Genomic DNA, 13,750 nt, shown 5'->3' on the forward strand with positions numbered 1-13,750 from the left:
TATGTCGCAAGCTGCCCTGAATGCGCGCGAGCGAGCGGCTGAAAAGAGCGAAGCCCGGCGCAGTAACGGAGGCCAGTTGGCAGGAATGATTTTCCTGTTGATGGTTCTGGGTACCATCCTCTGGGGGGGATGGGTTGTAGTGGGTTGGATGAAAGATGCTAGCCGACTGCCACTGTCGAAATTGGTGTTGACCGGTGAGCGCCATTACACCACCAATGATGATATTCGCCAGGCAATTTTGGCATTGGGCGCACCCGGTACTTTCATGACGCAGGATGTCAATATTATCCAGCAACAGATTGAAAGATTACCTTGGATTCAGCAGGCTAGCGTGCGCAAACAGTGGCCGAATGAGCTGAAAATCCATCTGGTGGAGTATGTGCCCTTTGCCCGTTGGAATGATTTGCATATGGTTGATGAACAAGGCCGGCCATTCAGTGTGCCGTCCGAGCGCATCGGCAAACAAAAATTGCCATTATTGTATGGCCCGGAAGGCAGTGAACAGGATGTTTTGGAAGGCTACCGGGCAATAAACAAGGTGTTAGCGGCCAACAAGTATCAGCTGAAAATGGTGGCGATGAGTGCCAGACATTCTTGGCAATTGGCCTTAGATAATGATGTTCGGCTAGAGCTGGGACGGGATGACCGGATGGGACGTTTACAGCGTTTTATCGAGTTGTATCCGCTGTTGCAACAGCAGCCAGATAAACGGGTCAGTTATGTTGATTTGCGATATGAAACAGGGGCTGCAATAGGTTGGGCTCCGGTATTTATCGGCAGTCAGGGTGGTGAACCACTCATAAATGACCAGCAGAACAGTAATCCGCAACAGAATCAGGCACAGGCAAAACAACAATGATCAAGTCGACGGACAGAAAACTGGTAGTAGGTCTTGAGATCGGAACGGCAAAGGTCTCCGCATTGGTAGGGGAAGTTCTGCCCGATGGCATGGTCAATATTATTGGGGTTGGCAGTTGTCCATCCCGCGGCATGGATAAGGGTGGGGTTAACGACCTTGAGTCGGTAGTGAAATGCGTACAGCGCGCTATCGATCAGGCTGAGTTAATGGCAGATTGCCAAATTTCATCTGTTTATCTGGCATTATCGGGTAAACATATCAGCTGCCAGAATGAAATAGGGATGGTTCCTATTTCAGAGGAGGAAGTTACACAGGAAGATGTAGAGAACGTAGTGCATACCGCGAAGTCGGTACGTGTACGTGATGAGCATCGTATCTTGCATGTTATTCCACAGGAATATGCCATCGATTACCAGGAAGGCATTAAAAATCCTGTTGGACTTTCCGGTGTGCGGATGCAGGCCAAGGTACACCTGATTACCTGCCATAACGATATGGCCAAAAATATCGTTAAAGCGGTGGAACGTTGTGGTCTTAAAGTTGACCAACTGATTTTCGCCGGTTTAGCCGCAAGTTATGCAGTATTGACCGAAGATGAACGCGAGCTAGGTGTCTGTGTGGTCGACATCGGCGGTGGCACCATGGATATGGCGGTTTACACGGGTGGGGCGTTGCGCCATACCAAAGTTATCCCTTACGCCGGGAACGTGGTCACCAGCGACATAGCTTATGCCTTCGGGACTCCGCCAACAGATGCGGAAGCGATTAAAGTTCGACACGGCTGTGCGCTCGGGTCGATTGTCAGCAAGGACGAAAGTGTAGAAGTGCCAAGTGTTGGCGGACGCCCTCCCCGTAGTCTGCAAAGACAGACACTCGCAGAGGTTATAGAACCACGCTACACCGAGTTGCTGAATTTAGTTAATGACGAGATTTTACAATTGCAGGAGCAACTACGTCAGCAAGGCGTGAAGCATCATCTGGCAGCAGGTATCGTGCTGACAGGCGGGGCGGCACAAATTGATGGTTTGGCTGAATGCGCTCAACGGGTATTTCATGCCCAGGTTCGTATCGGTCAACCGCTCAATATCACCGGGCTGACGGACTATGCACAGGAACCTTATTACTCCACTGCTGTTGGGTTGTTGCACTATGGTAAAGAATCTCATCTCAGTGGTGAGTCAGAAGTAGAAAAACGTGCCTCAGTGGGCAATTGGTTTAAACGTATCAATAGCTGGCTGAGAAAAGAGTTTTAATGTTTCAACAAAGAGATCATGCTGAACATATTTTTTGATCTCGAAGCGACAGGCACAAAACGGAGAGAAACTATGTTTGAACCTATGGAACTGACCAATGACGCGGTGATTAAAGTCATCGGCGTCGGTGGTGGCGGTGGTAATGCTGTCGAACACATGGTGCGCGAGCGCATCGAAGGTGTTGAATTCTTTGCCGTTAATACAGACGCTCAGGCGCTACGTAAGACGGCTGTTGGCCAAACCATCCAAATTGGTAGCGGTATTACCAAAGGTTTGGGTGCTGGCGCAAACCCAGAAGTGGGTCGTAATTCCGCTGAAGAAGACCGTGAAGCTCTGCGTGCAGCTCTTGAAGGCGCAGATATGGTCTTTATCGCCGCAGGTATGGGCGGTGGTACGGGTACGGGTGCTGCTCCTGTGGTTGCTGAAGTGGCAAAAGAACTGGGTATTCTGACAGTTGCTGTGGTTACTAAGCCTTTCAATTTCGAAGGCAAGAAACGCATGGCATTTGCTGAGCAGGGTATTGCTGAATTGTCCAAGCATGTAGACTCACTGATCACTATTCCGAACGATAAGTTGTTGAAAGTTCTGGGTCGTGGCATCTCATTACTGGATGCATTCGGTGCGGCTAACGACGTATTGAAAGGCGCTGTTCAGGGTATCGCCGAGCTGATTACCCGCCCAGGTCTGATGAACGTTGACTTTGCTGACGTGCGCACCGTGATGTCTGAAATGGGTTATGCCATGATGGGCTCAGGTGTTGCTTGTGGCGAAGATCGTGCAGAAGAAGCTGCAGAAATGGCGATTTCCAGCCCGTTGCTGGAAGATATCGACCTGTCTGGTGCTCGTGGCGTACTGGTCAACATCACTGCTGGTTTCGATTTGCGCTTGGATGAATTCGAAACTGTGGGTAATACTATCCGTGCATTTGCGTCCGACAATGCGACCGTGGTTATCGGTACATCGTTAGACCCAGAAATGAACGACGAACTGCGCGTAACTGTGGTTGCGACCGGTATCGGCATGGATAAACGCCCTGAAATTACGCTGGTTACCAACAAGCAAACACAGCCTGTAATGGACCATCGTTACCAGCAGCATGGCATGTCTCCTTTACCTCAGGAAGTTAAACCTGCGGCTAAAGTGGTCAATGACCCAACTGCTCAAACTAATAAAGAGCCCGATTATTTAGATATCCCGGCATTTTTGCGTAAGCAAGCCGATTGATTTCTGAAAATATTGGAATCTCCGCTCTTTGTGCTAAACTGTCCCGCCGATCTTATTATAAACTTGGTCGGTAGGATGGATAACATTGCGAGATAAAACGATGATCAAACAAAGGACTTTAAAACGTATTGTTCAAGCGACTGGCGTCGGTTTGCATACCGGTAAGAAAGTCACGCTGACAATGCGACCCGCGCCGGCTAATACCGGGGTCATCTATCGTCGCACTGACTTGAATCCACCGGTTGATTTTCCGGCAGATGCAAAATCCGTGCGTGATACCATGCTCTGTACTTGCCTGGTCAACGAGCATGACGTGCGTATTTCTACTGTTGAGCATCTCAACGCTGCTTTGGCAGGGTTAGGGATTGATAACATTATTATTGAAGTTAACGCTCCCGAAGTACCCATTATGGATGGTAGTGCCAGTCCATTTGTGTACTTGCTGCTGGATGCAGGTATCGAAGAGTTAAACTCTGCGAAGAAATTCCTGCGTCTGAAAGAGACTGTACGGGTTGAAGACGGTGATAAATGGGCTGAATTGTCTCCATTCAATGGATTCCGTTTAGATTTTACCATTGATTTTAATCACCCGGCGATTGACTCAAGTACTCAGCGCTACCGTTTAGATTTCTCGGCTGATTCATTCGTCCGTCAAATCAGCCGCGCGCGTACTTTTGGTTTCATGCGTGATATCGAATATCTGCAGTCCCGTGGTTTGTGCCTGGGCGGTAGTTTCGATTGTGCCATCGTGGTAGATGATTACCGCGTGTTGAACGAAGATGGCCTGCGCTTCGAAGATGAATTTGTTCGTCACAAAATGCTGGACGCCATCGGCGACCTGTTTATGTGTGGTCACAATATTATTGGCGCATTTACTGCGTACAAATCTGGCCATGCACTAAATAACAAGTTATTGCAGGCTGTGTTAGCTAAACAAGAAGCTTGGGAATTCGTGACGTTCCAAGACGAAGCTGAAATGCCATTGGCGTTCAAAGCACCGTCTACAGTATTAGCTTACTAAGTTTATTTATTATCATCACTTTTGGTTGCGTTGGCACTCTCTCCGGCCAACGCAGCCAATCGTTCCAATATTGTCCTCAATTTTTCAGGGCTACGGCTCGCTAATCCTCTTAATTCCTTAGCGCTTTCTAAACTTAACTGACGTAATGGCGGCGATTTCTCAGGATTTTGCGAGGATTTTACGGCATCTTGTGTAATGTTATGCCCCTTCGCCATCAACGACGGATTAATCCTGATGTCGATTGAAGACAATGATGGTAGAATTTGCGCTCGTAGTGCAGAGAGTAAAGCCGGCTGTTCGTAACGTAAGCGCATTAACCAGCTGGCGTTAGCGGTTTCTAGCACTAAAACACTTTGTCGATAGTTAGCGACGCGGCACCACGGCTGCAATTGTGAAGGGAGCAATCCTTTTACCGCACGGTTGAGTTTTAACAGTGCTGTAGCGCGTTGTTGTACGTTATGCAGAGGTCCATTTTCCGCTGCAATCGCATCATCGAACAAAACATCTAATAATTGTGGGCGGTTTACACGCATTGACAAGGCTCCGGCGGATTTTAAACTCGTGATCGGTATTCTAAATCGTTGGCGACAATTTGGCAGACGTTATTTCTGGCCGCATCTCCTGTTGGGGATGGTAGCGGCGAGTCTTGGCGTGCCATCAAATCTGTCTGGCTCTCCTGATCAAGCTGCCATACCGAATACATCATCAAGCCAAAGCCGTCAGAATTACGGTGCGACAAACTTTAACAGTTTGGCATTGTTGCATGATATGCATCGTCGCCCTTCATTCAGCGTAGACTACTGGCAACAGCATGCACTGCGCACGGTTATTCGTCACCTTTCATTTGCACTGGCACCCCAAGCGGCATATGCGCGGGTGCAGGAAGTTGCAGAGACTGAACTGGTCGAGCCATCACAAATTCAGCAGCTTGCTTTACTGGATTCACTGAATGCGCTCCTGACTCATGAGTTCAAGCCACCCACCATCATTCGCTATACTGAGCAGGTTAATCAGCCGGTTCTTTCGTTACATAAACCCGGACTCTGGCTTGCACAAGTGCAAGGTATTCGTGCCGGGCCTGCCAAATTAAGCTAATTATTCTTTTGGTTTACTCCAATTTTATACAACCTTTGGCCGCCGGTTTGGTGGTCTTGTAAGAGATATTAAGAATCATGCTAATTAAATTATTAACCAAAGTTTTTGGCAGCCGTAACGATCGTACTCTGCGCCGTATGCGCAAAGTGGTTGAGCTTATCAACCGCATGGAACCTGAAGTTGAAAAACTGACAGATGCTGAATTACGTGCCAAAACGGACGAGTTCCGTGAGCGCCTGGCAAAAGGTGCAGTGCTGGAAACCTTGATCCCCGAGGCTTTTGCTGTGGTGCGCGAGGCAAGTAAACGCGTGTTTGGTATGCGTCACTTCGATGTCCAGCTGCTAGGCGGTATGGTACTGAACGAACGATGCATCGCAGAAATGCGTACCGGTGAAGGTAAGACGTTGACGGCAACTCTGCCAGCGTATTTGAATGCGTTGAGTGGCCGTGGTGTTCACGTGGTAACCGTCAACGACTATTTGGCTCAACGTGACGCCGAAAATAACCGCCCGTTATTTGAGTTCTTGGGCCTGAGTGTGGGTATCAACTTGCCGAATATGACGGCACCGGCTAAGCGCGCTGCTTATGCTGCGGATATCACTTACGGTACTAACAACGAATACGGTTTTGACTACCTGCGCGACAATATGGCGTTCAGCCCGGAAGAGCGTGTGCAGCGCAAACTGCATTATGCGCTGGTGGATGAGGTTGACTCCATCTTAATCGATGAAGCCCGTACCCCGCTGATTATCTCCGGCCCGGCTGAAGATAGTTCCGAGATGTATATTCGGGTTAACAAACTGATTCCAAAGCTGATTCGTCAGGAAAAAGAAGATTCAGATACCTTCCAAGGTGAAGGCCACTTCTCTGTGGATGAAAAATCACGTCAGGTTCATTTAACTGAACGCGGTTTGATTTTGATTGAAGAGATGTTAGTGGAAGCGGGCATCATGGAAGAGGGAGAATCTCTGTATTCTCCGACTAACATCATGTTAATGCACCACGTAACTGCTGCTCTGCGTGCCCACGTATTGTTTACCCGTGATGTCGACTACATCGTGAAAGACGGTGAAGTTATCATTGTTGATGAACACACCGGCCGTACCATGCAAGGCCGCCGTTGGTCAGATGGTTTGCATCAGGCTGTGGAAGCAAAAGAAGGCGTAGAAATTCAGAACGAAAACCAGACGCTGGCTTCGATTACTTTCCAGAATTACTTCCGTCTCTATGAAAAACTGGCAGGTATGACAGGGACTGCGGATACTGAAGCATTCGAATTCAGTTCCATTTATAAGCTCGATACCATTGTCGTACCTACTAACCGCCCAATGATCCGTAAGGATCTACCTGATTTGGTCTATATGACTGAGCAGGAAAAAATTGGTGCAATTATTGAAGATATTCGTGAGCGTACTGCGAATGGCCAGCCAGTATTGGTGGGGACTATCTCGATTGAGAAGTCTGAAGTGGTTTCTGCGGAGTTAACCAAAGCGGGTATTGAACATAAAGTTCTGAACGCCAAGTTCCATGCCATGGAAGCGGAAATTGTTTCACAAGCCGGTCAGCCAGGTGCGGTAACCATCGCAACCAACATGGCGGGTCGTGGTACAGATATCGTATTGGGTGGTAGCTGGCAGAGTGAGATTGCGCTGCTGGAAGACCCAACCGAAGACCAAATTGCTGCCATTAAAGCGGCATGGCAAATCCGCCATGATGCGGTACTGGCATCAGGTGGTTTGCATATTATTGGTACTGAGCGCCATGAATCGCGCCGTATTGATAATCAGCTACGTGGTCGTGCTGGTCGCCAGGGTGATGCCGGTTCTTCACGTTTCTACCTGTCAATGGAAGATGCTTTGATGCGTATTTTTGCCTCTGACCGTGTGTCTGGCATGATGCGTAAATTGGGTATGAAACCGGGCGAAGCTATTGAGCACCCGTGGGTGACTAAAGCTATTGCAAACGCACAGCGTAAAGTTGAAAGCCGTAACTTCGATATTCGTAAACAGTTACTTGAATATGATGATGTGGCGAGCGACCAGCGCCGGGCTATCTACAGCCAGCGTAATGAACTGTTGGATGTGTCTGATGTTAGCGAAACCATCAATAGTATCCGCGAAGACGTTTTCAAAACGGTAATCGACAGCTATATCCCAACTCAGTCTCTGGAAGAAATGTGGGATGTCGAGGGCTTAGAACAGCGCCTGAAAAATGATTTCGATCTGGATATGCCGATTGCTCAGTGGCTGGAAGATGAGCCACAACTGCATGAAGAAACATTACGCGAACGAATTCTGCAACAAGCTATCGAAGTTTATCAGCGCAAAGAAGAAGTTGTTGGCCTGGAAATGATGCGCAACTTTGAAAAAGGTGTGATGCTGCAAACGCTTGATTCCTTGTGGAAAGAGCATTTGGCTGCGATGGATTACTTGCGCCAGGGTATCCATTTGCGTGGTTACGCGCAAAAAGATCCTAAGCAGGAATACAAACGTGAATCTTTCGCCATGTTTGCAGCGATGCTGGAATCGCTGAAATATGAAGTCATCAGCGTGCTGAGCAAAGTACAGGTGCGGATGCCAGAAGAGGTGGAAGCCCTGGAAGTTCAGCGCCGTGATGAGGCTGAACGTTTAGCTAAACAGCAACAACTGAGTCATCAGTCTGATAACAGTGCTTTGATGTCGCAAGAAGAAGCTAATGTTGCCGCCAGCCTTGAGCGCAAAGTGGGTCGTAATGACCCGTGCCCATGCGGTTCTGGTAAGAAATACAAACAGTGCCACGGTCGCCTACAGTAATATTCTAGGTTAGGGTTGATGCACTAAAAATGAGGGCGGCATAAAAACCGCCCTTTATTTTGGCTCTTTTTTGTCAGTCTATTTTAGGACAATTAAATAGGGGCAGCCTAAATCCGCATTTATGCCCCTTTCAGGAGACAGAGAATTGAAACATTTACAGATTGCTGTGGGGATTATTCGTAATTCACAGCAGGAAATTTTCATTACCCAACGTGCTGCTGATGCCCATATGGCCGGTTTTTGGGAGTTTCCCGGTGGTAAGCTTGAGCAAGGTGAGACACCAGAGCACGCCTTAAGGCGGGAGCTGTTGGAAGAGACGGGGATTGTGGTGCAAACTGCAGTTTTACTTAAAACCCTTGAGCACACTTTTAGTGATCGTCTAGTGACATTGAGTTTCTATATGGTTGAAGCTTGGGAGGGCGAACCTTTTGGCCGCGAAGGGCAACCGATGCGCTGGGTGAAGCAATCTGCATTATTGGCACCCGAGTTTCCACCCGCCAATGCTGCAATTATCGAATTACTAACGGCGAATTGCTAACGACGAATGACTCACGGCGAATGACTAACTGAATAGTAACGCCGTGCCGTGAGGCTGATTGATATTGAGTATGACGGGAATGGAGCAGGTTATTTGCTCCATTCTAGTAAGATAAAGGTAACAGCTCGGTCAGTGTAGAGGGTCTTCTTCACTCCATTCATCACTATCAGATAGTTCGCCACTACTTGGTATACGTTTTTCTTCATCAGCCCACTCACCTAAGTCAATAAGTTGACAACGTTTGCAGCAGAATGGGCGATAAGGGCTTTGTTCACCCCAAATAACAACTTTTCCACATGTAGGGCAGTTAACCTCGATTTCTTCAGTTTCCATGTTTTCTCCTAAAATCTTTCCAACATCAGCTGGCTGATAGCAAACTCAGCAACAGGCTAATTCAAATGACAAACGCGCTGGCACGGTACCATTTTCACTGTCGAGAGGTAAGAAGCGAATAGCGTAGCGTGTTTTATGTCCAGAAATCTGCGGGTAAAGTTGCGGCTCCAGCGGTAGACGTAACCTGAGTAAATCAGCGCCTTCAGCATTGTCTTGAAAGAAGCCATTTAAGCTAATTTGTGCGCGCAGTGGGCCAGATTGGCGGATTAAATCTAAAATCATGGTCAGAGACTGATTCAGTGGGTTCAGGCTTACCAGTAAATTTGCAATATGTTGGTTGCGCTGTTCCTGTGGCTGGTGCAGCCAGGTATGTAAAGTCGGTAAATCAAAACTACAACAGCCACCGGGGATGCTCAGGCGCTGTCGCACCACACTGATTAAACGGTCTTCTTTTAATGATTGCCCAATACGTGGCGCAGACATCAATACTGATGCCCGGCTTTTTAACTGACTACGCAGTGAGTCCACCAGTGACAAATCCACACCGGGGAGATCGGCCCATTGCTGTAATTTTTGTTGTTGGCGCTCTAGCTCTTTCAGCAAATCGGTGCGAACTTCACCGCGCTCAAGGACATCAATTAAATCAGATGCGGTACGGAAAAATGTTAATGCATTGGCAATATTGTCTAACGTACGCTGGTTTTCTAATTGTTGTAATAAAAACTCCATTCTCAGCCAGGTGCGCATTTTTTCATTAAGCGGATGTTCAAAAAGTATTGTTGAGGTGAGGTCACTCATCGATGTAGATCCTGTTGGGCCGCAACTGCTAATTTTAAATACTGTTGGTGTAATGAAGCAACTTGCGGGGCTATCACTAATGGATCGCCGCTATTGTCAATAATATCATCAGCACAGGCCAGGCGCTGTTGCCGCGAAGCCTGTGAGGCTAAAATATATTCTGCCTGTTGGCGAGTAATGCCATCTCTCGCCATTGTTCGCGCGAGTTGTATTTCAGGTGCTACATCTACCACTAACACACGATTGGCACGGTGGTGTAAATCATTTTCAACCAGCAGGGGGACAACCCAAAGTACGTAGGGTTTATCAACACCAGCAATCTGACGCTGGGTTTCCTGTTGAATCAGCGGATGCAGCAAGGAATTTAACCATGCTTTTTCCTGCGACTCACTGAAAATTTTTTCCCGTAACGCTGCTCGGTTCAATGTTCCATCGGCTTGCAAGATAGTTTCACCATAGCGGGACGCGATAGCCGCTAAAGCAGGCATCCCCGGTTCAACCACCTGACGAGCAATAATATCTGCATCAACCAAGGGAACACCGAGATCGGCGAATGCATTTGCTACTGTACTTTTACCGCTGCCAATGCCACCGGTGAGAGCCACAATATAGGTCATTGCCTCGCCTTGCATCCTGTTAATGAGAGCCGAATTGTATCTGAAAGCAGGTGGGGAGGCATAGTATGGTATGCATTCTGTTTGAACTACGAGGGAAAATAAGCGAAGTGGGCACCTTCATAAATGAACTGTCGGCACTCTTCAGCTAATTTGTGGGATTGTAGCGTAAATAAAGGTGTATTCGCAGTCTTGCCGTAGAATTATTCATGCGTATGATAGCTTCACTGGGATGGCGTGATTTACGCCCGATCACTTTTTGCGATCTATCGCCAATAACCAGGAAATAATAAGCCATGCGTATTGAAGAAGGTTTGAAATTAGGATTTAAAGATGTGTTAATCCGCCCTAAACGTTCAACACTGAAAAGTCGTTCTGAAGTAGAACTAGAGCGCCAGTTTACTTTTAAACATTCAGGTTGGAACTGGTCTGGTGTACCTATCATCGCCGCTAATATGGATACTGTTGGCACCTTTCGCATGGCAGAAGTTCTGGCCTCTTTCGATGTTCTTACCGCGGTTCATAAACACTACACTGTTGAACAGTGGGGCGAATTTGTACAACGGGTTCCTGAATCTGTATTACGCCATGTCATGGTTTCCACCGGGACTTCCTCTGCTGATTTCGACAAAATGAAGCAAATTTTGGCGTTATCACCGGCATTAAAATTTATTTGTATCGATGTTGCTAACGGCTACTCAGAGCATTTTGTTTCTTTCCTGCAAAAAGCGCGCGAAGCATGCCCAGATAAAGTCATTTGTGCTGGTAATGTGGTAACCGGTGAAATGGTAGAAGAGCTTATTCTTTCCGGTGCTGACATTGTTAAAGTCGGGATTGGGCCTGGTTCAGTCTGTACTACTCGAGTGAAAACTGGGGTTGGCTATCCACAACTATCAGCAGTTATTGAATGCGCTGATGCCGCACATGGTTTGGGCGGGCAGATTGTCAGTGATGGCGGTTGTTCATCCCCAGGTGATGTGGCTAAAGCTTTTGGCGGCGGCGCTGACTTTGTGATGTTGGGCGGTATGCTGGCCGGGCATGATGAGTGTGAAGGTTCTGTGGTTGAAGAGAATGGCGAGAAGTTCATGCTGTTTTACGGTATGAGCTCTGAATCTGCGATGAAACGCCATGTTGGTGGCGTTGCTGAATACCGTGCCGCAGAAGGCAAGACGGTTAAATTACCATTACGTGGCTCTGTGGATAATACTGTCCGCGATATCATGGGTGGTTTGCGTTCAGCTTGCACTTATGTCGGGGCTTCGCACTTAAAAGAACTGACTAAACGCACAACATTTATTCGCGTAGCTGAGCAAGAAAATCGGGTGTTTGGTAGCAACTAATCCCCAGTTTCTGGCAACGTCGACAACCAAAAAACATGCGGTTAACCGTGCATAAATACGGTTAATCCACTTGCTGGCTCTGCCATAGGTTGGTACTTTTCAGCCTTATAATGCCCGGTGAATTTCATCGGGCGTTTTGTATTGTAGCGACAGATACGCCCGCCTTGTGTTGTAGATATCCACCGATTGTTTGGCCCTCCTTCATGACGGCCCATTATCACCTCCTATCTGCACATGACCAAAAAATACCAATACAGTGTTAAAAACTAAATGGGGCATTTAAGATAAAGTATTCATTGAGTTACTGAGTAACGCATCATGCATATCATCCTCTGAAAACGACTGACTCAGGGCGGAATATAAAAGTAAGAGCAGGTTTAAATAAAAGCATTTAAATTAACGATATTCCATACCTATTCATGTTGAAAAGTAGCTATAAGATTCATAGGCATTATTCTTAGCAAGAATATTTTTCAAATAATATGTAACAAAAAACAGGATGCGATTTATAAGATCAGAATCATCTATATCGAGTGTAATAACAAATGAAATTTCAAAAAAACGAAAAGGAAAAAGGAAGAGGTTGGCTTGAATAAAGTGACTGTGATCTGTTTTTTTAAGGGACTTATTGTTCTATTTTATTTTCCGTTATTCTACTTATCATGAGAATTATCCTACCCGACAAGGGAAATATCCGAACCTTTAATGGCACTAGTATTGGATAAGATACCGGCGTATACCCATTCCTCAGCCTGATGGTAAATTGTAGCATAATCGATACTCCGCTGGGTTCGGCCAATGTTTCCTGCAATATTAGACAGTTGATACCGTGAGTGCTTCTGAGGATAATAATCGCCATAAAAAGGGACATGCTTTGTTCCTTCAACCAATATGAGTTTTTAGTGCATCATTCTGTATTATTTTCAATATCTTAGATTGCATTAACTACTTATATTAATGCAATAAAGCATATTTATTTGGGAAATCTCCTACAGATATAAAGATGTGTCTCATTTTGGAATGTCATTCAACACCATATGATATGAAACTAATAGCTTATTTTAATTATTTTATTATTAATCGCGTTCTTATATTTGATGCTTAATTATTGATTTGGTTTTACTATTTGTAATGATAAGTCATAGGGTGGTTACCCATGACTATCTAAGGTTCTTTTATTACACCAATGCTAGCCCATGCATTATGTTAACAATATAATTCTGGGGGGTGAGAACCGATAACATTAATACAATATAGTGTCTTATCCTACCCATGCCCTTACGCCTGGAAGAGAGATTTTAGCCACATCAAATAAAAGAACGTTCACCAAAGGTGAATATACTTCCATGCTAAATACTAATCGTCATAAACCTCGCAACTATGTTTTGAGGTTTAAACGCCCATTGCTCACTGTAATCCTCAGTTCTCTAACGGCTACGGCCTATGCCGGCTCATGTACCTCAGGCGCTGGTGGAACCTATTTTTGTTCAGACTCAGCAGTAGCCGGAACCGACATAACGCAGGTCTTGGATGGGGGGGCGTCGCCGCTGGATGTGACCACTTTGCCAGATTTCAGCATTGTGACCAGCACGGGCGATGCGTTAACACTAAATGGTACCGGTGGGGTGAACTTTACCGACAATAACTCTGCCATCATCACCGGTGCAGAGGACGGTATTGATGCTCGTAACAACACTTCTGGGGACCTGTCAATTACGACTACCGGTGCCGTCACTGGTTCAAGCTCGGTAGGTATTTCGGCCATGAACACGGGTAGCAACCTGACCATAAATGCCGGTGATGTTTCCGGTGGTTCTCACGGTATTGTTGCTAGCAATTCCGGCAGCGGAGCCTTGTCAATCAGCACTACTGGCGCAGTTACT

Annotated in this window: 13 protein-coding genes and 1 pseudogene; 9 read left to right on the forward strand and 5 right to left on the reverse strand. The window is 46.7% G+C overall.

The features are described from left to right. Window position 1 precedes the first annotated feature (1 nt). The 4 genes from ftsQ to lpxC all read left to right on the forward strand — a co-directional run bounded on the left by ftsQ (window position 2) and on the right by lpxC (window position 4,357). Window positions 2-859, forward strand: coding sequence for a cell division protein FtsQ (gene ftsQ / locus YROHD0001_RS03145; protein ID WP_004716114.1), 858 nt, complete (start codon window positions 2-4; stop codon window positions 857-859). Beyond that, entirely contained in the window at window positions 856-2,112 is a 1,257-nt protein-coding gene (gene ftsA / locus YROHD0001_RS03140; protein WP_002210431.1) for a cell division protein FtsA, read from the forward strand. Before ftsQ ends, ftsA begins: the two co-directional genes overlap by 4 nt. A gap of 72 nt (window positions 2,113-2,184) precedes the next feature. After that, window positions 2,185-3,336 (forward strand): cell division protein FtsZ, encoded by a 1,152-nt coding sequence (gene ftsZ / locus YROHD0001_RS03135; RefSeq protein WP_004389003.1) that lies wholly within the window; start codon window positions 2,185-2,187, stop codon window positions 3,334-3,336. A gap of 100 nt (window positions 3,337-3,436) precedes the next feature. Beyond that, window positions 3,437-4,357: a UDP-3-O-acyl-N-acetylglucosamine deacetylase gene (lpxC, locus tag YROHD0001_RS03130; RefSeq protein ID WP_004389005.1), complete on the forward strand. Its 921-nt coding sequence runs from the start codon at window positions 3,437-3,439 to the stop codon at window positions 4,355-4,357. Window positions 4,358-4,359: 2 nt separating this feature from the next. Here the strand turns inward: lpxC and YROHD0001_RS03125 are convergent, their stop codons facing one another. Then, window positions 4,360-4,890: a DUF721 domain-containing protein gene (locus tag YROHD0001_RS03125; RefSeq protein ID WP_004716115.1), complete on the reverse strand. Its 531-nt coding sequence runs from the start codon at window positions 4,888-4,890 to the stop codon at window positions 4,360-4,362. Window positions 4,891-4,918: 28 nt separating this feature from the next. Here YROHD0001_RS03125 and secM point away from each other — a divergent pair, with 28 nt between their 5' ends. The 3 genes from secM (at window position 4,919) to mutT (ending at window position 8,782) form a co-directional block, all read left to right on the forward strand. Then, entirely contained in the window at window positions 4,919-5,452 is a 534-nt protein-coding gene (gene secM, locus YROHD0001_RS03120; protein ID WP_032817821.1) for a secA translation cis-regulator SecM, read from the forward strand. 77 nt (window positions 5,453-5,529) lie between these two features. Then, window positions 5,530-8,244 carry a preprotein translocase subunit SecA gene (gene secA / locus YROHD0001_RS03115; RefSeq protein WP_004716118.1) on the forward strand — a complete coding sequence of 905 codons (2,715 nt, stop codon included), beginning with the start codon at window positions 5,530-5,532 and terminating at the stop codon, window positions 8,242-8,244. A 145-nt stretch (window positions 8,245-8,389) separates the two neighbouring features. Next, a complete protein-coding gene (gene mutT / locus YROHD0001_RS03110; RefSeq protein ID WP_032817823.1) occupies window positions 8,390-8,782 on the forward strand; it encodes an 8-oxo-dGTP diphosphatase MutT in 393 nt (130 codons plus the stop codon). A gap of 129 nt (window positions 8,783-8,911) precedes the next feature. On the opposite strand, the gene yacG is transcribed toward mutT, so the two are convergent. Genes yacG through coaE form a run of 3 tightly spaced genes read right to left on the reverse strand, consistent with a single transcriptional unit; the run spans window position 8,912 to window position 10,530 of the window. Then, entirely contained in the window at window positions 8,912-9,115 is a 204-nt protein-coding gene (gene yacG / locus YROHD0001_RS03105; protein ID WP_004716121.1) for a DNA gyrase inhibitor YacG, read from the reverse strand. 45 nt (window positions 9,116-9,160) lie between these two features. Then, window positions 9,161-9,913, reverse strand: coding sequence for a cell division protein ZapD (zapD, locus tag YROHD0001_RS03100; protein WP_032817826.1), 753 nt, complete (start codon window positions 9,911-9,913; stop codon window positions 9,161-9,163). After that, on the reverse strand, window positions 9,910-10,530 hold the full coding sequence (gene coaE / locus YROHD0001_RS03095) for a dephospho-CoA kinase (RefSeq protein ID WP_032817828.1): 621 nt from the start codon (window positions 10,528-10,530) through the stop codon (window positions 9,910-9,912). Before coaE ends, zapD begins: the two co-directional genes overlap by 4 nt. Before the next feature lie 293 nt (window positions 10,531-10,823). Between coaE and YROHD0001_RS03090 the strand changes: the two genes are divergently transcribed. Beyond that, window positions 10,824-11,867: a GMP reductase gene (locus YROHD0001_RS03090; protein WP_004716124.1), complete on the forward strand. Its 1,044-nt coding sequence runs from the start codon at window positions 10,824-10,826 to the stop codon at window positions 11,865-11,867. A gap of 41 nt (window positions 11,868-11,908) precedes the next feature. Here the strand turns inward: YROHD0001_RS03090 and YROHD0001_RS20520 are convergent, their stop codons facing one another. After that, on the reverse strand, window positions 11,909-12,082 hold the full coding sequence (locus tag YROHD0001_RS20520) for a hypothetical protein (protein WP_157131859.1): 174 nt from the start codon (window positions 12,080-12,082) through the stop codon (window positions 11,909-11,911). A gap of 1,131 nt (window positions 12,083-13,213) precedes the next feature. Between YROHD0001_RS20520 and YROHD0001_RS0118530 the strand changes: the two are divergent. Next, window positions 13,214-13,750, forward strand: a pseudogene (locus YROHD0001_RS0118530) (hypothetical protein); the annotation flags it as partial.

This window comes from Yersinia rohdei ATCC 43380 (assembly GCF_000173775.1).
In the GTDB taxonomy this organism is placed as follows: Bacteria; Pseudomonadota; Gammaproteobacteria; order Enterobacterales; family Enterobacteriaceae; genus Yersinia; species Yersinia rohdei.